We start from the raw sequence: 25001 nt of genomic DNA on the forward strand, positions 1-25001 counted from the left end.
ATAATCAAGAAATTTTTAGCTAATAAATAGATGCATATTAGCATTTTTTGTATCTTCGTGCGCTAAAACGACAAAAGAAAGAAATAATAATAAACATAAATCATATTAATCAAAATGGCAACGTTACAAAACATTAGGTCGAAAGGACCTCTATTGGTGATTGTTATCGGCTTGGCGCTGTTTGCTTTTATTGCGGGTGACGCATGGAAGGTGATGCAGCCGCATCAGGCACATGACGTAGGTGAGGTGAACGGAGACGCTCTTTCCGCTCAAGAGTATCAGAATTTGGTAGAAGAATATACCGAAGTGGTGAAACTCATGCGTGGGGTGACCGCCTTGAATGACGAACAAACCAATCAGGTGCGCGATGAAGTATGGCGTTCCTACGTAAACAATAAACTGATTGAAAAAGAAGCAAAAGCACTGGGACTGACTGTTTCTACAGCTGAAATCCAAGACATCCTGAAAGCAGGCGTTCATCCTTTGTTGAGACAAACTCCTTTCCAGAATCCGCAAACAGGAAACTTCGACAAAGATATGTTGAACAAATTCCTCGTGGAATACGCCAAGATGAGCGAATCACAAATGCCGGCACAGTATGCTGAACAATACAACAATATGTATAAATACTGGTCATTCATCCAAAAGACGCTGATTGAAAGCCGTTTGGCAGAAAAGTATCAGGCATTAGTGTCTAAAGCTCTTCTTTCTAATCCGGTGGAAGCACAGGATGCTTTCGATGCAAGAGTGAACCAATACAACGTGTTGATGGCTGGTATTCCTTACTCTTCTGTAGTAGACTCTACAATCGTAGTGAAAGAATCGGAACTGAAAGACTTGTATAACAAGAAGAAAGAACAATTCAAGCAATATCAGGAAACTCGTGACATCAAGTACATTGATGTACAGGTGACTGCAAGTGCTGAAGACAGAGCAGCTATCCAGAAAGAAGTAGACGAAGCTACTGCACAGTTGGCTACTACTACGGATGACTATACTTCTTTTATCCGTTCAGTTGGCTCGGAAGCTCCTTATACAGACTTGTTCTATAACAAAACAGCTTTCCCGTCAGATGTAGCCGCACGTTTGGACTCTGTTTCTGTAGGTGCTATTTATGGTCCTTACTATAATGGTGCCGACAATACAATCAACTCTTTCAAAGTAGTTGCTAAAGCTGTTGCTGCCGACTCTGTCGAATTCCGTCAGATTCAGGTATACGCAGAAGACGCTGTGAAGACAAAGACATTGGCCGACAGCATCTATAACGCAATCAAAGGGGGAGCTAACTTCGTGGATCTGGCAAAGAAATATGGTCAGACAGGTGATGCAAACTGGCTTACTTCTGCACAATATGAAGGTGCACAGATAGACGGTGATAACCTGAAATTTATTTCTGCTATCAACAATGCAGGTGTAAACGAATTGGTAAACTTGCCGATGGGACAAGCAAACGTAATTCTTCAGGTGACGAACAAGAAGTCTACAAAAAACAAATATAAAGTAGCTGTTATCAAACGCGAAGTAGAGTTCAGCAAAGAAACTTACAATCGTGCTTATAATGATTTCAGCCAGTTTATCGCAGCTAATCCTAGCGTAGAGAAGATGGTAGCTAACGCTGAAGAAGCCGGTTACAGATTGCTCGACAGAATGGATTTGAGCAGTTCTGAACACAACATCGGTGGTGTAAGAGGTACAAAAGAAGCGTTGAGATGGACATTTGATAAAGCAAAACCGGGTGAAGTTTCCGGCTTGTACGAATGTGGCGAAAGCGATCACATGATAGTAGTAGGTCTGGTAGGCATTAAGCCGGAAGGATACCGTCCGTTGAAAGCAGTACAGGATCAGTTGAGAGCTGAAATTGTGAAAGATAAGAAAGCTGAAAAGATTATGGCTGACATGAAAGCTGCCAATGCAACTTCATTCAACCAGTACAAAGAGATGGCTAATGCAGTCAGCGACTCTTTGAAGATGGTTACTTTTGCAGCTCCTGCATACGTATCAGCATTGCGCAGCAGCGAACCGTTGGTAGGTGCTTATGCTTCTGCAGCTGAAGTAAATCAGTTGAGCGCTCCTATCAAAGGTAATGCCGGAGTATTTGTATTGCAGGTATACGGTAAGGACAAACTGAACGAGACATTCGACGCAAAAGCAGAAGAAGCTACGCTGACTAACATGCACGCACGTTTCGCCAGCCGTCTGATGAACGACTTGTATCTGAAAGCTAACGTAAAAGATACTCGCTTCTTGTTCTTCTAAACAATTAGCAAGTAATAGATATTAGGCACGGATTACACGGATTTACGTGGTTTAAACTTATGAGAGAACCACGAAATCCGTGTAATCCGTGCCTTTTTTATTTTCGTTTTTTCGTTTATTCGTTTATGATCTTTGTTATCTGATTAAATTTCCATATCTTGCCAATCTTTATCAATAGGCTTTGCGAAATACTTTATTAACTAATACGAATCTATATTATGACAAAACAACTAGCCCAGTATTCAGTTCCCGCTGAAAATTCACGTGTTATTCGTGTGTTCCTTTCGTCAACGTTCAGAGACATGGAAATGGAACGTTCTGCATTAGTCAAACTCTTTAAGGGTTTGCAAGTAAAGGCTGCCAGCCGTGGTGCCACCGTTTCATTGGTTGATTTGCGCTGGGGAATCACAGAAGAAGATGCGAAAAGTGGCAAGGTTGTTGAAATATGCCTGAAAGAAATAGTTAACTCCCGGCCTTTCTTCATTGGTATGGTAGGCGACCGCTATGGATGGTGCCCCAATTATGAGGACTTATCTCAAACTTTCAATGACAGCTTGGAATATCGTTGGATAGAAGATGACTTGAATCATCATTTAAGTGTGACGGAAATTGAAATGCAGTTTGGTGTACTGCGCAATCCCAATCCGTTACATGCCTATTTTTATATAAAACAGTCGGCAGATGATGAGCTGTCTTGCCCTAAAGAGGAGTCTCTTAAACTGAAACGTCTTAAAGAACGTATTTTGCAGCAAGATCGTTATCCTGTGCAAGAGTATGACTCGCCCGAGCAGTTGTGTAACCTTGTGGAAGGTGCTTTCACGGAATTGCTTGAACGGGAGTTTCCAGATATACTGACCGTTGAAGATAATCAAGCATTGCAAGAACAACTGACACGCAATGAACTCTTATTCAATTATCACTCCATACCAGAAGCAGATCAGGCGTTTGCTGACTTTTTGGCAGCGGATGAGCAGCGATGTTTGGTGGTAACGGGCGATTGTGGTCTTGGCAAGAGCGCTTTATTGGCTCATTGGAGCGATTTGGTGAACAATGATATGCCGATGATTCCCATCTATCATCGCTTGGATAGTACTACATTGTCTTCTTATCCGGAAACGTTGGCGAGAATGTTAGCCTCAAAATGCCAGAACGCACTCAAACATCAATCTTTAGGTGAAGAAAATTTGTTTGCGGCTGAAGTATCAAAAGAACTGGACTCGACCCAGAGCACTGCCAAATCCATCATGGACATCGTGAAAAATTCGGTTTTGATGGGAGATGCTGGCTTGAACACTTTTGCGGGGAACACACTTCGGAACCTCAAGGAGATTGAAGAGGATTTGAATTCTATCCAAAAGTTCAGTCAGTTGTGGAGTGCGCTGGGTGCATCAAGATATCCTATCATTCTGTTGATTGATGACATCAGTTATCTGAATCCGACTGAAGCATCCCTGTTTTCTTTATTTGCATCTATTCCCTCGAACGTAAAAGTCGTGTTGAGCTTTTCTGCGTCATCCACCGCCTACCTGCCCTTTGTTCGGAATGGTTACGTTCATTTCCAGTTGAATGGTTTTTCACAAGCGGATGCCAAGTCGTTCTCAAAACAATATCTGTCTACTTACTCCAAGGTCTTGTCCGCACAGCAGGAAGATATTCTTGCTTCGTGGGTGCTGGCCAAACAACCGCGCTGTTTAAGTGTATTGCTCAACGAGTTGGTTTCGTTCGGTCAGTATGATGCTCTGAATGAATATATGAGTGGATATTGCCGGCTCAATGAGATTGAGCAGTTCTACGACAGTGTGCTTCGGCGTTTGTCGGCTGATTATGGTTTCGAAGAGATTGGAAGAACGCTTCTGATGCTCTCACTTACTTTAGAAGGATTTACCGAAGATGAAGTAAAGAGCATGGCAGGCATTAATCAGATACTTTGGTCACAGTTGAGAGTGGAAATGAGTAGCTGGCTCACCAACAAAGGAGGGCGATATTGCATTGGTGACACACAAATGGTAGAGGCGATTGAACGCTGTTTCGCTCAAGATGAAGAATGTATAGATGATAGTCGGCATGAAATTATTTCCGCTCTGCTGGATGAGGAAGAGATCCTTTCCCATCCGTTGACTTTTGCCGATTATAACTATCGCATGAAACAGTTCTGCTACCATGATTCGTATCGCTATAAAGTGGAGATTACCTATCAATGCTATAAGATGCAAGAATGGGATTTATTGAAGGATTGGATTTGTGATGTGGAGATTTTCGAGATTCTGTATCGCACGAATCGTTCTCTGTTGGAAGATAGCTGGAAGGCGATCATGAATGACAATCCTGGCATTACGCCTGAAGTCTATGCCGAATTGGACTTTGATGAGGTTGATTCTTTTTTAATTCCTGTCATTGCTAATGATATGGCTACTTTCTTGAGCAGTTCTTTCCATCTGACGGAGGCAGCGGCTGCTGTGAGTGAGAAGAGTATGGAAGGCGCTGCCATCCCACCAATTGCCAGATCGGTATTGAAGATGAATGAGGGATGCCGGTATGCCCGTAATGAAGAATACGAAATGGCATGCGACTGTTTTCTGAAAGCATTAGTGATGCAGGAAAACATTGTACCGACTCCGGAACTGGAGATTGCCAACACCTGCCGGAATCTAGCTTTGGCATATTACTACAATGAGCAATACAATGAAGCGGGGATCTATTTGAATAGGGCGCTTGATTATCATGCGGCTTCTGCTGACGAGAAGAGTCAGGCAGAAGTCATTGAACTTTCCGAATACCTGGCTTATTGTGATTACTATAAGAATGAGGAAGAGAGTGCTGCCGAAAAATTCCGGAAAGTAGCTGAAATGCACGAGTCTTTGAATGGCAGGCTGTCGGGTGGAGTGGCTAAATGTTTGTGTATGCAGGGCAAATGTCTTTATTATATCAAACGATACGATGAAGCATGGATGCTGATGAATCAGGCGTTGGACATTGCTATGCAGATAGATAACAAAAAACAGATAGTTGCTTGTCATAAACAGTTGTATTATTTATGCAGAGAATTCAAACGAATGATGAATGAACGTGGCGATGGGCAGGCTTCTACTTTATTCTTCCGTGAGTCTCTTTTGCATGAAATGTTTTTCAGCGAAAAACCGCGTCTGGCGGAATTGACTGTCCGCTACGAGGCATTGAGATGTGATATAATGCAGCAATATTACGAGCGTAAAGATTATGATAGTGTGATCCGCATCGCAACTTCCCTGGATATTCACGATGATGCTGATCCCGATGCTTCCTGTCAGGTATATTACTACAAAGCACAGGCTTATGCGAAGATGGAGAATTATCCAATGGCGAAAGAGGCTTTCTTCAGAGAGTTTGAATTGCGAAAGAAATCTTTTGGATGGGAGGACAGACAGACGGTTCTGGCTTGTCAGAATCTAGGGGTGTTACACAGTTTTTGTAATGAACAGGAAGATGCGCTGGCTTGTTTTCGTGAAGCGTACGGTCATGAAGTGAAAAAGAATGGAAAGGACTCTGAAGTGGCGCAAAAGCTACTTCAATATATCAGCGTGGTTGAATCATAACGGAGGCATACTTCCCTTTTTTGTTAACTTTTACATTCCCGTTATACGGAAATCGACTTTATTTCCTTACATTTGCAAATATAAACCATCAACAGAAAGAAGAATGTCTAAATATCCCCTTTTAGGAATGACTCTTGTAGAGCTTCAATCATTGACAAAAAGACTGGGTATGCCCGGTTTTGCTGCCAAGCAGATTGCATCCTGGCTTTACGAAAAGAAGGTAGCCTCGATTGATGATATGACTAATTTGTCATTGAAACACCGGGAGTTGCTCAAGCAGAACTATGAGGTGGGAGCGGAAGCTCCGGTAGATGAAATGCGCTCTGTAGATGGTACGGTGAAGTATCTTTATAAAGTGGGTGAGAACCATTTTGTGGAATCGGTTTATATACCGGATGATGACCGCGCAACATTGTGCGTGTCGTCACAAGTGGGTTGCAAGATGAACTGCAAGTTCTGTATGACAGGCAAACAGGGTTATACCGCTAACCTGACCGCCGGCCAGATCATTAACCAGATTTATTCGCTGCCGGAACGGGATAAACTGACCAATGTCGTAATGATGGGAATGGGCGAGCCGCTCGATAACCTGGATGAGGTGTTGAAAGCATTGGATATACTTACCGCTACCTACGGTTACGCATGGAGTCCGAAGCGTATCACGCTTTCTACAGTCGGGCTGCGGAAAGGATTGCAGCGTTTTATCGAAGAAAATGACTGCCATCTTGCCATCAGCCTTCACTCTCCGCTGACCGTTCAACGTTCTGAATTAATGCCGGCGGAAAAGGCGTTTTCGATCACCGAAATGGTGGAACTGTTAAAAAACTATGATTTTAGTAAACAACGTCGACTTTCGTTTGAATATATTGTTTTTAAAGGGCTCAATGATTCGCAGGTCTATGCCAAAGAGTTGCTGAAACTTCTTCGCGGACTGGATTGCAGGGTGAATCTGATTCGTTTTCATGCCATACCGGGGGTAGACCTCGAGGGAGCGGATATGGATACGATGACCCGTTTTCGTGATTATCTGACGTCACACGGACTTTTCACCACTATCCGTTCATCCAGAGGCGAAGATATTTTTGCTGCTTGCGGTATGCTCTCGACAGCGAAACTGGAGGAAAATAATGAAAGTTAATATATAAAACCGAACATCATGAAAAAGTACTCTTTTATTTTATGCATCGCTTTGGTAGCCTTTGTCGTTGCGTCTTGTGGTCTGAAAGGAAATCACACCTCTAGTGGTCGTGCTTACGAGCTTTTGGTTGTAGTAGATCACGGTGTTTGGGATCGTGCTGCCGGAAGGGCTTTACATGATGCGCTCGATTCTGATATGCCCGGTTTGCCGCAGTCGGAACCTTCTTTCCGGATTATGTATACTTCGCCGAAAGATTATGATTCTACGCTGAAGTTGATACGTAACATTATTATTGTAGATATACAGGATATATATACGAAAGCCTCGTTCAAATATGCGAAGGACGTGTATGCCAATCCGCAGATGATATTGACTATCCAGGCTCCGAACGAAGAAGAGTTTGGGAAGTTTGTGGAAGAGAACAAAAAGACGATTGTCGACTTCTTTACCCGTGCGGAAATGAACCGTCAGATTACGTTCCTGGAAGGGAAACACAGTAATTTCATTTCGCAGAAAGTGGACAGTTTGTTCGGATGCGACATTTGGATAGATGCCGAACTGGCCAATTCAAAGACCGGGAAGGATTTCTTCTGGGCTTCTACCAACACAGGTACTGCCGACCGTAATTTCGTGATGTACTCTTATCCGTATACTGACAAGGATACGTTTACCAAAGAATATTTTGTGCACAAACGTGACTCCGTGATGAAAGCCAATATACCCGGATTCAAGGAAGGCGTTTATATGTCGACCGATAGTTTGCTGACCGATGTCCGTCCGATCAATGTAAAGAACAGCTATACCATGGAAGCACGTGGCCTGTGGCGTATGAAGGGCGACTTTATGGGTGGTCCGTATGTGTCTCATACTCGTCTGGACGAGAAAAACCAACGAATTATTACAGCAGAAATATTTGTTTATTCACCTGATAAAATGAAACGCAACCTGGTACGCCAGATGGAAGCATCTCTGTATACACTGAAACTTCCGAATGAAGTTCAGCAGAATCAGATTCCATTGGGAGAAGCATCTAAGGAGGCGGAACAAACTAATAAATAAAAACATGGAAGATAACAAGATAAGAATAGGTATCACCCAGGGAGATATTAACGGGGTGGGCTATGAGGTGATTCTTAAGACATTTTCTGACCCTACGATGTTGGAACTATGTACTCCGATCATTTATGGCTCACCGAAAGTAGCGGCTTATCATCGCAAAGCGCTGGATATACAGACCAGTTTCAGCATTGTCAACTCTGCTAGCGAAGCAGGGTACAACCGTTTGAGCGTAGTGAACTGCACGGATGATGAGGTGAAAGTGGAATTTTCCAAACCCGACCCCGAAGCCGGTAAAGCTGCGTTGGGAGCTTTGGAACGTGCCATCGAAGAATATCGCGAAGGGTTGATAGACGTTATCGTAACAGCTCCGATCAACAAACATACGATTCAGTCGGAAGAATTCTCATTCCCCGGACATACGGAATATATCGAAGAACGTTTGGGCAATGGTGATAAATCATTGATGATTTTGATGAAAAATGACTTCCGGGTGGCTCTGGTGACGACGCATATCCCTGTCAGGGAGATCGCGACTACGATTACCAAAGAACTGATTCAGGAGAAACTGATGATATTCCATCGTTGCTTGAAACAGGATTTCGGTATCGGCGCTCCGCGTATTGCGGTGCTCTCTCTCAATCCTCATGCCGGAGACGGTGGTTTGTTGGGAATGGAAGAACAGGAAGTGATTATCCCTGCCATGAAAGAAATGGAAGAGAAAGGAATCCTTTGCTACGGTCCTTATGCGGCCGACGGCTTTATGGGTTCAGGCAATTATACTCATTTTGACGGTATCCTGGCGATGTATCACGATCAGGGGCTGGCTCCGTTCAAGGCATTGGCCATGGAAGACGGGGTGAACTATACGGCAGGCCTGCCGGTAGTACGTACTTCTCCGGCTCATGGAACGGCTTATGACATTGCAGGCAAGGGGATGGCTTGTGAAGATTCTTTCCGTCAGGCAATCTATGTTGCCATCGACGTGTTCCGTAATCGTCAGCGTGAAAAAGTGGCTCGTGCCAATCCGTTGCGTAAACAATATTACGAGAAACGTGACGATAGTGATAAACTGAAACTGGATACAGTGGACGAAGATTAAAAACAAGTGATGATAAAAGCAGAGATACAACAAGTGAAACAGCGTTTCGGTATTATTGGAAATACCGAAGCATTGTCGCGCGCTATAGATGTTGCCATTCAGGTAGCTCCTACCGATTTGTCTGTGCTGATTACCGGAGAAAGTGGAGTCGGAAAAGAAAGTTTTCCGCAGATTATTCATCAATATAGCCGGAGGAAGCACGGACAGTATATTGCTGTCAACTGTGGCGCTATTCCGGAGGGTACGATTGACTCCGAACTGTTCGGACATGAGAAAGGTGCGTTTACCGGTGCGATTGGCGAACGGAAAGGGTACTTTGGCGAAGCCGACGGTGGTACTATTTTTCTTGATGAAGTAGGAGAGTTGCCGATGTCTACCCAGGCACGTTTGCTCCGTGTATTGGAGAGTGGCGAGTTTATGAAAGTAGGTTCGTCCAAAGTGCAAAAAACGGATGTGCGTGTGGTGGCAGCTACCAATGTCAATCTGACACAAGCGATTGCAGAAGGACGTTTCCGTGAAGATTTATATTATCGGTTGAATACGGTGCCTATCCAGATTCCTCCTTTGCGTGAACGTGGAGACGATGTGCTCCTGTTGTTCCGTAAGTTTTCCGCAGACTTTGCAGAGAAATACCGGATGCCTGCTATCCAGCTGACAGAAGATGCAAAGAAAGAGTTACTGGCTTACCCGTGGCCCGGAAACGTGCGTCAGTTGAAGAACATCACCGAGCAAATATCTATCATTGAAACCAACAGGGAGATCTCAGCAGCTATCTTGCAGAATTATCTTCCCGCACAAAATACGCAACGTCTTCCCGCACTGATGGGAACGCGTGAAAGTAAAGGCTTTGAGAGCGAACGGGAGATTCTTTATTCTGTTCTGTTCGACATGCGCCAGGAAGTGGCGGAGCTGAAGAAGATGGTGCACAACCTGATGGCGGAACGTGCCGGACAGGTGGGGCAGGTAGGACAAATGGGAACGGTGGTTACTACTCCGGTAGTGACGGCGCATCAACCTTCGGTACCTGCTATCATTCATACCATGCAGCCTACGGTTTGCAAGGATGATGATGACATACAAGACACGGAAGAATATGTAGAAGAATCTCCTTTGTCACTAGACGAAGTGGAGAAAGAAATGATACGCAAAGCACTTGAGAGGCATCATGGAAAGCGAAAGAGCGCGGCCAAGGACTTGAACATTTCCGAGCGTACACTTTATAGAAAAATAAAAGAATATGAATTGGATTAAGAAAATAATACGTCCTTTGTTACTGTTCGGCTTGCCGTTGGTAGTCATTGCGTGCACTGTTTCCTATAAGTTTAACGGATCGTCTATCAATTATGATAAGGTAAAGACCATTTCGATAGCCGACTTCCCGATCAAGTCGGAGTATGTGTATGCCCCGTTGGCAACCAAGTTCAATGAGGACCTGAAAGATATCTTCATCCGGCAGACCCGTCTGCAACTGCTCAAGCCGAATCAGAATGCCGACTTGCAGATTGATGGAGAAATCACAGGATACAATCAGTACAACCAGGCAGTATCTGCCGACGGTTACTCTTCGGAGACGAAGTTGACTATCACCGTCAATGTACGTTTTGTCAACAACACCAATCATGCCGAAGACTTTGAACAACAGTTTTCTGCGTTCCGTACCTACGACTCTACCCAGTTGCTGACTGCCGTACAGGACGGATTGATTGCTGAAATGTCTAAAGAGATCACTGACCAAATTTTTAATGCAACTGTAGCAAACTGGTAATATAAATGACTTCTGTTAACTTTCAACAATGGATTCAGCATCCCGAGACGCTGAATAGGGATACTTTGTACGAACTGCGCAATCTTCTTGCGAGGTATCCGTATTTTCAGTCACTTCGTCTGCTGTATCTGAAGAACCTGTATATTCTCCATGATATTAGTTTCGGTGGAGAACTGCGGAAAGCAGTTCTTTACATTGCAGACAGGCGGCAGTTATTCCAGTTGATTGAAGGTGATCGCTATGATGTGCAGGCACGGAAAAAGGGAGTACCTCTCACGGAGGTGCTGAAAGACGAACCGTCTGTAGACCGCACATTAGCATTGATCGACGCTTTCTTGTCCACAGTGCCCGAAGAGGTGACTGCCCGGACCAGCTTCGATTATTCGGTGGATTACACCTCTTATCTTTTGGAGGAGACTCCAGCCACGGAACAGTCGTCCGAAGAAACGCCCAAACTCAAAGGCTACGAACTGATTGACGACTTTATAGAAAAGAGCGAGAGCGACTCTCCCCTCTGCATGAAACCTTTAAGAGAAGAAATGCCATCTGCCACAACCTCTTCGGGCGAGCTCCCTGAAGAAGAAACGATGGAGGAAGAAGAGGAAGATGACAGCTGTTTTACGGAAACTTTGGCAAAAATCTATGTTAAACAGCAACGATATTCAAAAGCTCTTGAAATAATTAAAAAATTAAGCTTGAAATATCCAAAAAAAAATGCTTACTTTGCAGACCAAATCAGATTTTTGGAGAAATTGATTATTAACGCTAATTCAAAATAACTAAAAATGTACTTATTATTCGTTATCTTAATGGTTATTGCAGCCTTGTTGATGTGTTTCATCGTGCTGATTCAGAACTCAAAAGGGGGCGGGCTTGCTTCTGGTTTCTCTTCATCTAACGCCATCATGGGCGTGCGCAAGACTACAGATTTTCTGGAAAAAGCAACATGGGGTTTAGCTATCTTCATGGTGGTAATGAGCATTGCTACTGCTTATGTAGTTCCTCGCTCTGCTGTTGCTAAAGACGCAGTGTTGGAACAGGCACAGAAAGAACAACAGACTAACCCGTATAACTTACCCGCAGGTACGGCTGCGCCGCAAACTGAAGCTCCAGCTACCAACGCACCTGCTACAGAAACTCCGGCACCGGCTACTGAAACTCCTGCTCCTGCAGCAGAGTAATTCACTCCGTCGTCAGGTAAGGCTTTGGGGTAAAACCATTAATGGGAAGGTGCAGACGGATGCTGCATTTCTTTGATATTTAAGTGCGGATTACGCAGATTACACGGATTCTCAATCTTCCGCGTGGTCAGTGTAATCCGCACTTAACTTTTTCTTGTAAAAACAATCTCTTTGTGATAGAAACAAACGAGATTTAACTACCTTTGTTGGCTGTATAAGATTATTAACTACTTTTTTAAATATAACAATGACAGAACATTTGAAACAAAAATTGAATGACTCCGCCGTACTCCGATGGAGCGTTCTTGCATTGGTCGCATTTACTATGCTATGCGGCTATTTCCTCACCGACGTAATGTCTCCTCTAAAACCCATGCTTGAGAAAGAACTATTATGGGACAGTCTTGATTATGGTTTCTTCACAAGCGCTTACGGATGGTTTAATGTATTCCTGTTGATGCTGATCTTCGGTGGTATCATTTTGGATAAGATGGGAGTCCGTTTCACTGGAATGGGAGCTTGTTTGCTGATGGTGCTGGGTTGTGGATTGAAATACTATGCGATTTCTACTACTTTCCCGGAAGGTGCCATGCTCTTCGGGTTCAAAACACAGGTGACTTTGGCTGCATTGGGGTATGCTATCTTCGGTGTAGGTGTGGAGATTGCCGGTATCACAGTTTCCAAGATTATCGTGAAATGGTTCAAGGGCAAGGAAATGGCATTGGCTATGGGACTTGAAATGGCTACGGCACGTATCGGAACAACTTTGGCAATGGTGCTCACGGTTCCTTTGGCTGACTTCTTCGGATATACGGATGAGAGTGGCGCATTCCATACCAATATTCCTGCTCCAATTTTGTTTTGTCTGATTATGTTGTGCGTGGGTACGATTGCTTTCTTCCTTTATACTTTCTATGACAAGAAGCTGGATGCTTCTTTGGACGCAGAGGGATTGGAACCGGAAGAGCCGTTCCGTATGAAAGATATTGTGTATATCATTACCAATAAAGGATTCTGGTTGATTGCATTACTCTGTGTATTGTTCTACTCGGCTGTATTCCCCTTTATCAAGTATGCTGCCGACTTGATGGTGCAGAAATATAATGTAGATCCGAAGTTGGCGGGAACGATTCCCGGATTGTTACCGATTGGCGCGATTATCCTGACTCCGTTGTTCGGTTCGTTATATGACCGTATCGGTAAGGGAGCCACATTGATGGTCATCGGATCGTTGATGCTTATTTTTGTGCATACGATGTTTGCTCTGCCTATACTGAATATATGGTGGTTTGCTACTATTATCATGATTATATTGGGATTTGCCTTCTCGTTGGTGCCTTCAGCTATGTGGCCATCTGTTCCGAAGATTATCCCGGAAAAACAGTTGGGTACAGCTTATGCATTGATTTTCTGGGTACAGAACTGGGGATTGATGGGTGTTCCTTTGCTGATTGGATGGGTGTTGAATACTTATTGCAAAGGTCCGGTAATAGACGGTGCACAGACTTATGACTACACGTTACCTATGACTGTTTTTGCTCTCTTTGGTGTGCTTGCTCTGATTGTGGCTTTGATGTTGAAGGCAGAGGACAAGAAGAAGGGATATGGTTTGGAAGAGGCGAATATCCAAAAGTAACTAGGGAATTCGGTATCTAAAGTAACAAAGGAATTTTGTATCAAGGTGTAAACAAAAGAGTATCAGTATTAATACTCTGAAATAAAAAAATAAGAAGTATGGCTGCCAAAGAGAAAATCAACCTGTTAGAGGTCATTCCCTGTCGCAGTGAACATATTACAGCAGAAAGGGAAGGGGAGACGATTGTGCTCTCCTTTCCCCGTTTTAAATATCCGTGGATGCAACGCTTCCTTGTGCCGAAAGGAATGTCGAAAGAACTTCATGTGAAATTGGAAGAACACGGTACGGCTGTATGGGAACTGATAGATGGAAAACGCAATGTTCGTGAGATTATAGAAAAACTCGCAGAGCACTTTCAAAATGAAGAGGGCTACGAGTCACGTGTATCGGCTTATCTTTCTCAAATGCAGAAAGATGGATTTATAAAACTGATGACGCCAGTCGTATAAATGGGAATTTATATTTCACCACAGAGGACACGGAGGACACCGAGTTCTTCTCTCTTTTTCCGTAAGTAAAACAGAGCGATAAATACGATTATAAATACGTGAGGCTCTGTGGTACTCTATAGTGAATAAAAAAGATTAAACCTCTGTGTCCTCCGTGTCCTCTGTGGTGACTCATTATTATTTATTTGATAAATACAGCCCAAAGTATGACGGCAATTGCTATCAGGATACCCATGATAATAAGTGTTCCCCAAACAAAATAATTGCTGTCTTTCTCTTTCTTTTTCTCCGAGTCGTGGATAATACGTTCCATTTCTTCGGGAGTAGTATTGGGTAGTGGATAAGGTTCGTTGGTGCGGTTGAGATGCTTCAGTTTCTCGTTAGCACGTTCACGACGCAGTCGGGAAGCTTCCCGACCTTCACTAAGCCGGCGTATCATGTCGAGCATATGTCCTTCACCACCCATATTCTTTATTTTTTAGAAGTTTAGTTTCTTGTTTTTCTATTTCCCTTCCTCTCTGTCTACTTTGAGCAATCCTCCCGTATTCGGATCAAAATAAACTTTGATGGTAGAATTCTTGTTGAACAAAACCGGAGCCAGATATTCTATCACACCGAATTGGGTAATAGGAAGCTCACCTTCGTAAAGTTTCTTTTTACCGTCGGTCAATGTAACCATAGCTTGTCCGGGTACGTTGTAGGCTATTCCATCCAAATCTTTCTTTTTCTTACCGTCTTCCTGCGGTATCTTGACAGATTTCAGGTCTTTCAGACTGATATAAAACGGAGTTCCTGCCAAATCATTGTTGGCAACTACACCTAACTTCTTTGAGAAACGGAAAGCAACTTCGTTGTTGAGTTCCTTGTCAGGAGTAAGGCGGACAGTGAATGTTCTCTCTTCCTTGTTGCAGGTGCCGGAGAACATTTGCGTCATGGCTTCTTCCTGTGCATTCAGATTGTCGAGCATAATCTTAAGTTGTGCTCCGTCTGAAGGCATATTATCAGCTTGTCCGCGCAATAAGGCATTCTTGCTTTCGCGGATGTTATAGATTTCTTTAGCTACCAGCTCGGCCATCTTGGCGGTAGAGCTAGCCATCAGAATCTCTTCGGTCAGGAATTCACGAGGATTTGCTTTCTTTTGGAGGACTGTGGGAGCGGGAGCGGCTTTTTTGCCTACACTGCTGTTGCTGTAAGGAACATTGATTGTTTTCACAATGCCATCCTCTGTCAGTTCCATGAGCGGTGCTACTGTCTTATCCTTCAATTTTACGAAATACGTCGTTTCGCTGTTGGGCACACCTACGGATTTCACTTTTACGCTAGCCAGTTCCCAGTACTCTTCAGGGTCGGCGGAGACGTTGGTCAGTCGCAGGTAACGATCAGCATATTTGCTGAATTCTCCCGGAGTATAGTTGACTTTGTTGGCTTTTATTTCAAGTTCTATTTGGGTTTTGGGAAGACTGTAAACCACTCCATAGTCTTTTCCCCGGGTAACTCCTGTCAGTACTTCGGTTTGTGCATAGGCGGACGTTGTCATAAGTAGTCCTGCTGCTATAATCAACTTTTTCATATTCGGTTCTTTTTAACTGGTTTTGAAAACAAAGTTAATGAAGTTATTGAAAAAACTGTAAGTTCTTAACTTTTATTCGCTTACAAGTCGCCACGCTGTCGGCAGACAGGTGATAATATCGCTTGCGATCATTCCGATCATTCCTTGCTTCTTTTGAGCGACATCGCCCGCCAATCCGTGAATGTAAGTGCCGATTTTAGCGGCTTCTTCGGTTGGATAACCTTGGGCAAGCAGTGCCAGGATTACTCCGGTCAGTACGTCACCGCTACCCCCGGTTGCCATTCCCGGATTTCCGGTTGGGTTGAAGAAACATTTACCTTCGGGGGTGATGATGGTGGAGTAGGCTCCTTTTAAAATTATATGGACATGGGCGGCACGGGCCAGTTCGCAAGCCTTCATCAGACGTTCGTAAGAGTCCTGGCATTTACCGGTCAGACGTTCCAGCTCTTTTGGATGCGGGGTGAGGATGGAGCCCTTCGGCAAGTGGGTAAGGGCATGACGGTGGTTGGCGAGGATATTAAGAGCGTCGGCATCCACTACAACAGGAGTTTGGCAGTGCTCCAGTTGCTCCAGTAGGGCGGCTTCCGTTTCCTCGTTTCGTCCCAGTCCCGGGCCGATACCGACTGCTTGATAATCGTCCGTGTCGGTAGGTATGGCAAAACAGGTTTCGTTGGCGTCAGTTTCTACGATTGCTTCGGGTATGGAGGTCTGCAAGATGTCGTTGTTGCACATTGGAGCATGAACAGTCAGCAGCCCTACTCCCGAACGGAGGCAGGCGCGGGCAGCGAGCACAGAGGCCCCTGCCATTCCTTTTGAACCGGCAATCAGCAGTGCATGACCGAAGTTTCCCTTGTGGGCAAACTGTTTGCGTGGCTTGATGAGTGAACGGATTTCCTCTATTTCCAACATTTCGTAGTTCGTTTCCATCTCTTCAATACCGTCTTCGCTCAATTGGATGTCCAACAATTCCCATTCTCCGACAAATTCAGTGTTTTCTGCGAAAAGAAAGGCGAGCTTCGGCAGTTGCAGACTGAAAGTTACGTCGGCACGGATAATATTAGCTTTTACGTTGAATGTATTTTCTTCTCCCATCAGTCCGGAAGGAATGTCGATGGCTACTACCATGGCAGGGGAAGAATTGATGTATTTCACTACGGCAGCGAATCCGCCGCTCAACGGTTTGTTCAGGCCTGAACCGAATAATCCGTCAATTACCAGATGGTCGGGCGTTAGGGCGGGAGGTACGAATTGGGTACTGATTTCGTGGAATTTTACTTCTTCCATCATTTCTACCAGTTCTTTATTGGTCTGGCAGTCGGGCGAAAGTTCTCCTTTCGTGTTGAAGAGAAATACCTCGATCTTATATCCTTTTTCAGCCATCATGCGGGCTACGGCAAGAGCGTCTCCGCCATTATTCCCCGGCCCGGCAAAGATGGTGACCGGTGTTTCCGTATTCCATCTGTCTGTGATGGCTTTTGTTAATGCGGTTGCTGCACGTTCCATCAGGTCGATTGATGCAATAGGTTCGTTCTCAATGGTATAAGCGTCCAATTTCTTGATACTGCTGCTTGGAAATATTTTCATTGCGATGTTCTTTTAGTTTTCGGATTACAAATGTACATGATTCTTCTGACTTTTCCCGTTTGTTGTGGGAAGAAAACCATAATTGCAACTTTTAATTCATCATTAGTTCTATCTTTTGGTCAAAGAAATATCTGCTTTTGAACTATTAAGTGTTAGAATAACTCCGCCAAAAAATAATTCAATGCTGCACCATTATGAACTTACTTTTATTTCTCCCTGAAAAAGATTTCTTCATTTCATTTCTCATATTCTCATTGTTTTTCGATAAACGAAAGATAATCAAATAGATATCTTATGAGAAACACTTTTTCAAAACGGTATTTCTCATAAGTTCTCCCATATTTTGGCTCAAAAGCCACCTTGTTCTCATAGTATTTCAGGGTATTTCTCATAGTCAAAAGCCATTCTTTCTTCCTTTTTTCTTTCAGCCTGCCTTATTTTTATCAGGAAATGAAGCTACTATTTAGATAAAATAGTGGCTTTTTGCTTGAAGATACTCGTTGGTCTCGATTGTCCCATATATTGTGGGAAAGTATTCCCGTATATTGAAGGAAAACTTTCCCACAAAATAAGGGAATACTTTCCCAAGCCTTAGGGAATCTTTTCCCACAATATGTGGGACTAAGACACTGTGTATGGAAGCAAGCAAAAGGAATGCATAGTTCTATTTATTCAATGTCAGCTTCCGGCACACTACACTATGAGAAATGAAGCAAAATCCGGGTTATTTTGCGAAGAAACTATGAGAAATGCCTGTTTTAAAATCATTTCTCATAGTCTATCTTATTAGTTTACTGCCACTTGTGTCTTATTTATGAGAATATGAGAAATGAAAATGAAAAATCTTTTTCTGTAGAGGGGCGGATGGAAATCGTGTTTAGTTTATCTCCATACCTTCTTGAACAAACTTTTGATACGCCCCTTCCCCTGATTAAGCCTTTGATTATTTGCCGTTTCCGATAAAAATGTTATCTTTGGAGATAGGTAATGTGCATCAGCATCACATTAATTTCCTGTGCTCACAATGAATTAGAATCTAAATAACGGATTGTTTAATCTTCTAAAGTTTGCATGATGGAAAAGACAAAAATTGGCTCGAATGCCGGGAAAGTATGGCGTATCTTAAATGAAAAAGGTGAACTTTCAATGTTCGATTTGTGCCGTGAATTAAGTTTGACGTTTGAAGACGTAGCTCTCGCTATTGGTTGGCTGGCCCGAGAAGACAAAATCTTTTTGAGGAAAAGAGAAGGAATGCTTTTTGCCAGTATCGAAAATGTCGAATTTACTTTTGGTTAAGGTGGTAGCTAACCTCCATTTAAGATAGATTTCCACTTTATTATTTACACTGCTAAAAAAGTAATGAAGTGGATGAGTAGGATTTTTTATGCTCGTTTTTACTATTCCCCCTATTATTCTGTTTGATAAGAGAAGCATCTAATCTACTTTTTCTGTACCTTTGCACCCCATAAACTACTAAACACATAAATTCATGAGTGCATTGAAAGGGCATCCGAAAGGCCTTTATTTGATTTTCGCGACAAGCACGGCAGAACGTTTCAGTTACTACGGTATGCGTGCGATCTTTATTCTTTTCCTGACGCAGGCATTATTGTTTGATAAAGAAGCGGCAGCATCCATCTACGGAAGTTATACCGGATTAGTTTATTTAACCCCGTTGATTGGCGGATACATTGCCGATAAATATTGGGGAATCCGTCGCTCCGTGTTTTGGGGAGCGGTGATGATGGCAGTCGGACAATTCCTGATGTTTATGAGTGCCTCCACTTTAGATAATACGAACCTTGCCCACTGGATGATGTATGGTGGACTCGGCTTCCTGATTCTGGGCAATGGTTGCTTCAAACCCACTGTCTCTTCTCTGGTAGGTCAGCTCTACGAACCCGGAGACAGGCGGCTGGATGCTGCATACACCATTTTTTATATGGGAGTGAATGTAGGCTCTTTTGCTGCCCCTTTGATTTGTGGTTATCTGGGTGATACCGGTGATCCGCACGACTTTAAATGGGGATTTCTTGCAGCCGGAATCATGACACTGTTCACCGTTGTTCTTTTCGAGACTCAAAAGAATAAATATCTTTTTTCTCCTTCCGGAGAACCGATTGGCATTATCCCCGATGCTAAACGTGAAAAGAAAGAAGACAAGGCCGATCATATCTCACACCCGAAGATGGACAAACGTACCAAAGTACGTAATACCCTTGTAATCACAATTCTTACCATTGCTTTAATAGCCTTCTTTAACTATGCATTTGAAGGTGACTGGGTGAGCATCGGCATTTTTACCGCCTGCATTGTTTTCCCTGTTCTGATCCTGTTAGACGGTTCATTGACCAAAATAGAACGCAGCCGTATTTTCGTTATCTATATAGTAGCTTTCTTTGTCATCTTCTTCTGGGCAGCCTACGAACAGGCGGGAGCTTCTTTAACTCTCTTTGCGTCCGAACAGACGAATCGTGACATATTCGGTTGGGAAATGCCGGCTTCGTGGTTTCAATCTTTCAATCCCCTGTTTGTAGTTATCCTGGCATATATCATGCCGGGTGTGTGGGGCTTCCTGAACAAGAGAAAGATGGAACCCGCTTCTCCTAGCAAACAAGCGATTGGTCTGTTACTCCTGTCTTTAGGTTATCTTTTCATCTGTTTCGGAGTGAAAGATGCTGTTCCCGGAGTGAAAGTGAGCATGATTTGGCTGACAGGACTTTACTTTATTCATACCATGGGTGAAATAGCCTTGTCGCCTATCGGACTTTCAATGGTAAATAAATTGAGTCCGCTGCGTTTCGCCTCCCTGATGATGGGAATCTGGTATCTGTCTACTGCCACCGCCAATAAATTTGCGGGAATGTTGAGCGGACTCTATCCGGAAGCCGGGAAAGTGAAATCAATCTTTGGTTATCAGATTGCTACCATGTATGATTTCTTTATGGTATTCGTCGTGATGTCCGGTGTTGCTTCGTTGATTCTGTTCCTTCTCTCGAAGAAATTACAGAAGATGATGCACGGGGTAGAATAAAAAATCGTATTTTTGCAAGGTTATTTTTAAATTACTGGTTATGGATACCATTCAGATAAAAGACAAATTGTTTACCGTTTCTATTAAGGAACAAGATATTCAGAAGGAAGTGATTCGTGTAGCGAACGAAATTAACCGCGATTTGGCAGGTAAGAATCCGCTTTTCCTTAGTGTGTTGAACGGTTCGTTCATGTTTACCGCTGATTTACTGAAGCACATCACTATCCCTTGTGAAATTTCATTTGTGAAGTTGGCGTCTTATCAGGGTATCACTTCCACCGGAGTGATTAAAGAGGTAATCGGCCTGAATGAAGACATTGCCGGACGTACCATTGTGATCGTAGAAGATATCGTAGATACGGGACTGACGATGCAGCGACTGCTCGAAACATTAGGTACACGCAATCCCGAAGCCATTCATATCGCTTCTCTGTTAGTGAAACCAGAAAAGCTCAAGGTAAACCTCAACATTGAATATGTAGCGATGGAAATCCCGAACGACTTTATCGTAGGTTACGGACTGGATTATGATGGTTTCGGACGTAATTATCCCGATATTTATACAGTAGTAGATTAATATTAAATAGGTACCAGTTTAAATGGTAAATAGTAAATCGTTAAATTGTAAATAACAAAATGTTGAACATCGTAATTTTCGGTGCTCCGGGTTCAGGAAAAGGAACACAGAGCGAACGTATCGTAGAAAAGTATGGAATCAATCACATCTCAACAGGAGATGTATTGCGTGCTGAAATTAAGAATGGCACAGAACTGGGTAAAACAGCTAAAGGTTACATCGACCAAGGTCAATTGATTCCTGATGAATTAATGATTGATATTCTGGCAAGCGTATTCGACAGCTTCAAAGATAGCAAAGGTGTAATTTTCGACGGTTTCCCAAGAACAATTGCACAGGCAGAAGCATTGAAGAAAATGTTGGCAGAAAGAGGACAGGACGTTTCTATAATGGTTGACCTGGATGTTCCGGAAGAAGAACTGATGGTACGTCTGATTAAACGTGGCAAGGATTCCGGTCGTGCTGATGATAACGAAGAGACAATCAAAAAACGTCTGCACGTATATCATTCACAGACTGCTCCACTGATCGACTGGTACAAGAACGAAAAGAAATACCAACACATCAACGGCTTGGGTACTATGGAAGGTATCTTCGCTGATATCTGCGAAGCAGTAGATAAATTGTAATAATACAATATTATAAATAAATAAGTCAGTAGCCGGAGTGTTCTAATTAACTGCTCTAACTACTGACTACTTTAATTACTTGAAAAAATATGGCTGAATCGAATTTTGTTGATTACGTAAAGATATACTGTCGCTCGGGTAAGGGCGGAAGAGGCTCTACGCACATGAGGCGCGAGAAATATTGTCCTAACGGAGGTCCCGATGGGGGCGATGGTGGAAGAGGAGGTCATATCATCTTGCGCGGTAACCGTAATTACTGGACATTGCTGCACTTGAAGTATGACCGTCATGCAATGGCCGGTCATGGTGAATCGGGGAGCAAAGGACGTAGCTTCGGAAAAGACGGTGCGGATAAAATAATAGAAGTACCCTGCGGAACGGTAGTTTATAATGCCGAGACAGGGGAGTATCTTTGTGACGTAACAGAAGACGGACAGGAAGTGGTCTTGCTCAAAGGCGGTCGCGGCGGTCAGGGTAACTGGCATTTTAAGACGGCCACCCGTCAGGCACCGCGTTTTGCGCAGCCGGGAGAGCCGATGCAGGAAATGACCGTTATCATGGAGCTGAAACTGCTTGCCGATGTTGGTCTGGTGGGTTTCCCGAATGCGGGAAAGTCAACTTTGCTTTCTTCCATTTCGGCTGCCAAACCGAAAATTGCCGATTACCCGTTTACTACGCTCGAACCCAACTTGGGTATCGTTTCCTATCACGGTGGAAAATCCTTTGTGATGGCGGACATACCGGGTATTATCGAAGGAGCCAGTCAGGGGAAAGGTTTGGGACTGCGTTTCTTGCGTCATATCGAGCGTAATTCATTACTGCTGTTCATGGTTCCGGCAGACAGCGACGACATTCGTAAAGAATACGAAGTCTTGCTGAACGAACTGCGTACCTTCAATCCTGAAATGTTGGACAAGCAACGCGTGTTGGCTGTCACCAAGAGCGATATGCTCGATCAGGAGTTGATGGACGAGATTGAACCTACATTGCCGGAAGGCATTCCACATGTATTCATATCTTCTGTTTCCGGTTTGGGCATCTCGGTGCTGAAAGACATCCTTTGGGAAGAACTGAACAAGGAAAGCAATAAGATAGAGGACATCGTTCACCGTCCGAAAGACGTGACCCGTCTGCAACAGGAACTCAAAGACATGGGCGAAGATGAAGACATCGTTTATGAATATGAGGAAGATGTCGACGACGACGATGATATCGATTATGAATACGAAGAAGAAGATTGGGAAGAAAAATGATTTCACTTACAAAACATAACGAGTTGAAGGGATATAAGTCACTGGATGCATATCCCGAAGTAGCTCATTTCGTAACTACGCGTCACGAAGGTATAAGCACCGGAGCTTACGGCTCTTTCAACTGTTCGCCTTATACCAACGACTCATGCATGAACGTCAATCGTAATCAGAGCTGGTTGTTTCAGTGCATGAATCATCAGATAAAGGAATTATTTATTCCAGAACAGAATCATGGCTGTGCCAGTCTGATTATCAATGAATCATTTTTTAAAGAATCATTGGAAATGAGACGGCTACTTCTGCGAGGAATGGATGCCTTGATAACTAATGTGCCGGGATATTGCGTTTGTGTCACGACGGCGGATTGTGTTCCTGTATTGCTGTACGACAAAAAACAACACGTTGTGGCTGCCGTTCATGCCGGATGGAAAGGAACAGTGAAGCATATTGTCAGTAATGTGATGGATCACTTGAACAAGATGTTCGGGACGCAAGGCGAAGATGTGATAGCTTGCATCGGGCCGAGCATTTCGCTCGAATCATTTGAAGTAGGTGATGAGGTGTATGATGCTTTTGAAGAAAGCGGTTTCGATATGTCTCTTATTTCTATGAAGAAGAAGGAGACGGGCAAATATCATATTGATTTGTGGGAAGCCAACCGGATTGAATTACTGAATCTCGGAGTGCCTGCAGAACAGATAGAAGTGGCCGGAATCTGTACCTATATTCATCATGATGAATTCTTCTCTGCACGTAGACTGGGAATAGATTCCGGTCGTACATTGTCGGGAATAATGATTAGAAAGTAATAATTGGTGTCCGTAATCGCAGGACGCTGATGATTGGTTTATGATAAGTTATGTTTGAAATAAAAGTATCTAAAGAAATAAAAGACGCATGCCCGGTTTTTGCCGGAGCCGCCGTGTATGCTGCGGTGAAGAATACTGCTTACAGCGAAGGGCTTTGGCAGGAAATCAATGCTTTTACCGGGCAACTGACTTCCACTACACAGATGGAAGACATCAAACATCAACCCGTTATTTTTGCTACTCGTGAGGCTTATAAGCGTTGTGGCAAAGACCCCGGACGTTATCGCCCGTCAGCCGAAGCTCTACGTCGCCGCCTAATGCGTGGAATCCCTTTATATCAGATTGATACGTTGGTAGACCTTATCAACTTAGTGTCTCTTCGTACGGGACATTCTATCGGTGGTTTTGACGCGGACAAAATACAAGGTACGCACCTTGAACTCGGTATCGGCAAAGCTGGAGAACCGTTTGAAGGTATCGGACGCGGGGTGTTGAATATCGAAGGATTACCTGTTTATCGTGATTCTTTCGGCGGAATCGGAACCCCGACAAGCGATCATGAACGTACGAAAATGGATCTCGGAACCACTCATATCTTGGCCATAGTCAACGGTTATAACGGAAAAGAAGGTTTGCAAGAAGCTGCTGAAATGATACAGACCTTATTAAGAAACTATACAGAATCGGATGGAGGCGAAATCGTATTCTTCGAATAATTAGAATGAGTGCTCTAAGAAAAAAGACATGAAAAACATACTTATCTTACTGACAGTTTTATTATTGCCACTGACTGCCGACGGGCAGGATAAACCTTCCTTCTCTGCCCGGGAAGTGGCTGATGTACGGGTAGCTACTCCCGGATTATTTGCTAAAGGCAATCATATCTATCTACATTTGGATTCTCTGAAAGACCACGAATATGCTTTTCCATTACCCGGAGGAAAAGTAATCTCTGCCTATGGAACTCGCGGTCGCGGAGGACATTCGGGAACAGACATTAAAACTTGTGCAAAAGATACGATTCGTGCTGCTTTTGATGGAGTGGTGCGTATGTCGAAACCATATTATGCCTACGGAAATATCGTTGTTATCCGCCACGCTAACGGATTGGAAACGCTTTATAGCCACAATTTCAAGAATCTGGTTAAAACAGGTGATGTCGTAAAAGCCGGACAAGCTATCGGGCTGACAGGACGTACCGGTCGTGCCACTACCGAACATGTACACTTCGAAACCCGTATTAACGGGCAACATTTTAATCCGAATCTCATTTTTGACTTAAAAGAGAGGACATTGCGGAAAGAATGTATCAAGTGTACCAAGAACGGGAGTAAAATCATTGTGGAGACGCATACTCCTGATAGCCGGATTGCGCAGAGTCAGAAGTAAA

22 protein-coding genes are annotated in these 25001 nt (G+C 43.6%); 19 read left to right on the forward strand and 3 right to left on the reverse strand.

Going from position 1 to position 25001, the window contains the following annotated elements; translation table 11 throughout:
* Positions 1 to 114 precede the first annotated feature (114 nt).
* From GD631_RS10580 to GD631_RS10630, 11 genes are all read left to right on the forward strand, one after another.
* Complete coding sequence (locus GD631_RS10580) at positions 115 to 2256, forward strand: peptidylprolyl isomerase (protein WP_143258178.1); 2142 nt, start codon at positions 115 to 117, stop codon at positions 2254 to 2256.
* Between the two features lie 218 nt (positions 2257 to 2474).
* Positions 2475 to 5828 carry a DUF4062 domain-containing protein gene (locus GD631_RS10585; RefSeq protein WP_143258179.1) on the forward strand — a complete coding sequence of 1118 codons (3354 nt, stop codon included), beginning with the start codon at positions 2475 to 2477 and terminating at the stop codon, positions 5826 to 5828.
* Between the two features lie 103 nt (positions 5829 to 5931).
* Complete coding sequence (rlmN, locus tag GD631_RS10590; RefSeq protein ID WP_143258180.1) at positions 5932 to 6966, forward strand: dual-specificity RNA methyltransferase RlmN; 1035 nt, start codon at positions 5932 to 5934, stop codon at positions 6964 to 6966.
* A gap of 18 nt (positions 6967 to 6984) precedes the next feature.
* Entirely contained in the window at positions 6985 to 8025 is a 1041-nt protein-coding gene (locus GD631_RS10595; RefSeq protein WP_143258181.1) for a DUF4837 family protein, read from the forward strand.
* 4 nt (positions 8026 to 8029) lie between these two features.
* Entirely contained in the window at positions 8030 to 9124 is a 1095-nt protein-coding gene (pdxA, locus tag GD631_RS10600; protein WP_143258182.1) for a 4-hydroxythreonine-4-phosphate dehydrogenase PdxA, read from the forward strand.
* A 9-nt stretch (positions 9125 to 9133) separates the two neighbouring features.
* Positions 9134 to 10375, forward strand: a complete 1242-nt coding sequence (locus GD631_RS10605; protein ID WP_143258493.1) for a sigma-54 interaction domain-containing protein — start codon at positions 9134 to 9136, stop codon at positions 10373 to 10375.
* Positions 10362 to 10889 carry an LPS assembly lipoprotein LptE gene (gene lptE / locus GD631_RS10610; RefSeq protein ID WP_009039716.1) on the forward strand — a complete coding sequence of 176 codons (528 nt, stop codon included), beginning with the start codon at positions 10362 to 10364 and terminating at the stop codon, positions 10887 to 10889. Before GD631_RS10605 ends, lptE begins: the two co-directional genes overlap by 14 nt.
* Before the next feature lie 5 nt (positions 10890 to 10894).
* Positions 10895 to 11668: a DUF8458 domain-containing protein gene (locus tag GD631_RS10615; protein WP_143258183.1), complete on the forward strand. Its 774-nt coding sequence runs from the start codon at positions 10895 to 10897 to the stop codon at positions 11666 to 11668.
* A gap of 6 nt (positions 11669 to 11674) precedes the next feature.
* Positions 11675 to 12070, forward strand: a complete 396-nt coding sequence (secG, locus tag GD631_RS10620; RefSeq protein WP_004301890.1) for a preprotein translocase subunit SecG — start codon at positions 11675 to 11677, stop codon at positions 12068 to 12070.
* A gap of 247 nt (positions 12071 to 12317) precedes the next feature.
* Positions 12318 to 13706, forward strand: coding sequence for an MFS transporter (locus GD631_RS10625; RefSeq protein WP_143258184.1), 1389 nt, complete (start codon positions 12318 to 12320; stop codon positions 13704 to 13706).
* A 98-nt stretch (positions 13707 to 13804) separates the two neighbouring features.
* Positions 13805 to 14155, forward strand: coding sequence for a PqqD family protein (locus GD631_RS10630; protein WP_143258185.1), 351 nt, complete (start codon positions 13805 to 13807; stop codon positions 14153 to 14155).
* Between the two features lie 181 nt (positions 14156 to 14336).
* Here the strand turns inward: GD631_RS10630 and GD631_RS10635 are convergent, their stop codons facing one another.
* From GD631_RS10635 to GD631_RS10645, 3 genes are all read right to left on the reverse strand, one after another.
* The gene (locus GD631_RS10635) at positions 14337 to 14621 is read right to left on the reverse strand and encodes a hypothetical protein (protein WP_143258186.1); all 285 of its coding nucleotides are present in this window, start codon (positions 14619 to 14621) and stop codon (positions 14337 to 14339) included.
* Between the two features lie 36 nt (positions 14622 to 14657).
* Positions 14658 to 15725, reverse strand: a complete 1068-nt coding sequence (locus GD631_RS10640) for a DUF4831 family protein (RefSeq protein WP_143258187.1) — start codon at positions 15723 to 15725, stop codon at positions 14658 to 14660.
* Between the two features lie 72 nt (positions 15726 to 15797).
* Complete coding sequence (locus GD631_RS10645) at positions 15798 to 17309, reverse strand: NAD(P)H-hydrate dehydratase (RefSeq protein ID WP_143258188.1); 1512 nt, start codon at positions 17307 to 17309, stop codon at positions 15798 to 15800.
* A gap of 1071 nt (positions 17310 to 18380) precedes the next feature.
* Between GD631_RS10645 and GD631_RS10650 the strand changes: the two genes are divergently transcribed.
* The 8 genes from GD631_RS10650 (at position 18381) to GD631_RS10685 (ending at position 25000) form a co-directional block, all read left to right on the forward strand.
* Entirely contained in the window at positions 18381 to 18605 is a 225-nt protein-coding gene (locus GD631_RS10650) for a winged helix-turn-helix domain-containing protein (RefSeq protein ID WP_143258189.1), read from the forward strand.
* A gap of 193 nt (positions 18606 to 18798) precedes the next feature.
* The gene (locus tag GD631_RS10655) at positions 18799 to 20343 is read left to right on the forward strand and encodes a peptide MFS transporter (RefSeq protein ID WP_143258190.1); all 1545 of its coding nucleotides are present in this window, start codon (positions 18799 to 18801) and stop codon (positions 20341 to 20343) included.
* A gap of 40 nt (positions 20344 to 20383) precedes the next feature.
* Entirely contained in the window at positions 20384 to 20920 is a 537-nt protein-coding gene (gene hpt, locus GD631_RS10660; RefSeq protein ID WP_024986256.1) for a hypoxanthine phosphoribosyltransferase, read from the forward strand.
* 59 nt (positions 20921 to 20979) lie between these two features.
* Positions 20980 to 21549 carry an adenylate kinase gene (locus tag GD631_RS10665; protein WP_121960022.1) on the forward strand — a complete coding sequence of 190 codons (570 nt, stop codon included), beginning with the start codon at positions 20980 to 20982 and terminating at the stop codon, positions 21547 to 21549.
* 89 nt (positions 21550 to 21638) lie between these two features.
* Positions 21639 to 22802: a GTPase ObgE gene (gene obgE, locus GD631_RS10670; protein WP_008021004.1), complete on the forward strand. Its 1164-nt coding sequence runs from the start codon at positions 21639 to 21641 to the stop codon at positions 22800 to 22802.
* Complete coding sequence (gene pgeF / locus GD631_RS10675; RefSeq protein ID WP_143258191.1) at positions 22799 to 23611, forward strand: peptidoglycan editing factor PgeF; 813 nt, start codon at positions 22799 to 22801, stop codon at positions 23609 to 23611. Before obgE ends, pgeF begins: the two co-directional genes overlap by 4 nt.
* Positions 23612 to 23661: 50 nt before the next feature.
* Positions 23662 to 24327, forward strand: a complete 666-nt coding sequence (locus tag GD631_RS10680; RefSeq protein WP_143258192.1) for a B3/B4 domain-containing protein — start codon at positions 23662 to 23664, stop codon at positions 24325 to 24327.
* A gap of 28 nt (positions 24328 to 24355) precedes the next feature.
* Positions 24356 to 25000 (forward strand): M23 family metallopeptidase, encoded by a 645-nt coding sequence (locus GD631_RS10685; protein ID WP_143258193.1) that lies wholly within the window; start codon positions 24356 to 24358, stop codon positions 24998 to 25000.
* Position 25001: the final 1 nt, after the last annotated feature.

Origin of the sequence: Bacteroides luhongzhouii, assembly GCF_009193295.2 — a bacterium.
Lineage (GTDB): Bacteria > Bacteroidota > Bacteroidia > Bacteroidales > Bacteroidaceae > Bacteroides > Bacteroides luhongzhouii.

Excerpts from the sequence above, each read along its gene's own strand:
- GD631_RS10580 (WP_143258178.1), top strand. The coding sequence starts at position 115 with ATGGCAACGTTACAAAACATTAGGTCGAAAGGACCTCTATTGGTGATT.
- GD631_RS10585 (WP_143258179.1), top strand. The coding sequence starts at position 2,475 with ATGACAAAACAACTAGCCCAGTATTCAGTTCCCGCTGAAAATTCACGT.
- rlmN (WP_143258180.1), top strand. The coding sequence starts at position 5,932 with ATGTCTAAATATCCCCTTTTAGGAATGACTCTTGTAGAGCTTCAATCA.
- GD631_RS10595 (WP_143258181.1), top strand. The coding sequence starts at position 6,985 with ATGAAAAAGTACTCTTTTATTTTATGCATCGCTTTGGTAGCCTTTGTC.
- pdxA (WP_143258182.1), top strand. The coding sequence starts at position 8,030 with ATGGAAGATAACAAGATAAGAATAGGTATCACCCAGGGAGATATTAAC.
- GD631_RS10605 (WP_143258493.1), top strand. The coding sequence starts at position 9,134 with ATGATAAAAGCAGAGATACAACAAGTGAAACAGCGTTTCGGTATTATT.
- lptE (WP_009039716.1), top strand. The coding sequence starts at position 10,362 with ATGAATTGGATTAAGAAAATAATACGTCCTTTGTTACTGTTCGGCTTG.
- GD631_RS10615 (WP_143258183.1), top strand. The coding sequence starts at position 10,895 with ATGACTTCTGTTAACTTTCAACAATGGATTCAGCATCCCGAGACGCTG.
- secG (WP_004301890.1), top strand. The coding sequence starts at position 11,675 with ATGTACTTATTATTCGTTATCTTAATGGTTATTGCAGCCTTGTTGATG.
- GD631_RS10625 (WP_143258184.1), top strand. The coding sequence starts at position 12,318 with ATGACAGAACATTTGAAACAAAAATTGAATGACTCCGCCGTACTCCGA.
- GD631_RS10630 (WP_143258185.1), top strand. The coding sequence starts at position 13,805 with ATGGCTGCCAAAGAGAAAATCAACCTGTTAGAGGTCATTCCCTGTCGC.
- GD631_RS10635 (WP_143258186.1), bottom strand. The coding sequence starts at position 14,621 with ATGGGTGGTGAAGGACATATGCTCGACATGATACGCCGGCTTAGTGAA.
- GD631_RS10640 (WP_143258187.1), bottom strand. The coding sequence starts at position 15,725 with ATGAAAAAGTTGATTATAGCAGCAGGACTACTTATGACAACGTCCGCC.
- GD631_RS10645 (WP_143258188.1), bottom strand. The coding sequence starts at position 17,309 with ATGAAAATATTTCCAAGCAGCAGTATCAAGAAATTGGACGCTTATACC.
- GD631_RS10650 (WP_143258189.1), top strand. The coding sequence starts at position 18,381 with ATGATGGAAAAGACAAAAATTGGCTCGAATGCCGGGAAAGTATGGCGT.
- GD631_RS10655 (WP_143258190.1), top strand. The coding sequence starts at position 18,799 with ATGAGTGCATTGAAAGGGCATCCGAAAGGCCTTTATTTGATTTTCGCG.
- hpt (WP_024986256.1), top strand. The coding sequence starts at position 20,384 with ATGGATACCATTCAGATAAAAGACAAATTGTTTACCGTTTCTATTAAG.
- GD631_RS10665 (WP_121960022.1), top strand. The coding sequence starts at position 20,980 with ATGTTGAACATCGTAATTTTCGGTGCTCCGGGTTCAGGAAAAGGAACA.
- obgE (WP_008021004.1), top strand. The coding sequence starts at position 21,639 with ATGGCTGAATCGAATTTTGTTGATTACGTAAAGATATACTGTCGCTCG.
- pgeF (WP_143258191.1), top strand. The coding sequence starts at position 22,799 with ATGATTTCACTTACAAAACATAACGAGTTGAAGGGATATAAGTCACTG.
- GD631_RS10680 (WP_143258192.1), top strand. The coding sequence starts at position 23,662 with ATGTTTGAAATAAAAGTATCTAAAGAAATAAAAGACGCATGCCCGGTT.
- GD631_RS10685 (WP_143258193.1), top strand. The coding sequence starts at position 24,356 with ATGAAAAACATACTTATCTTACTGACAGTTTTATTATTGCCACTGACT.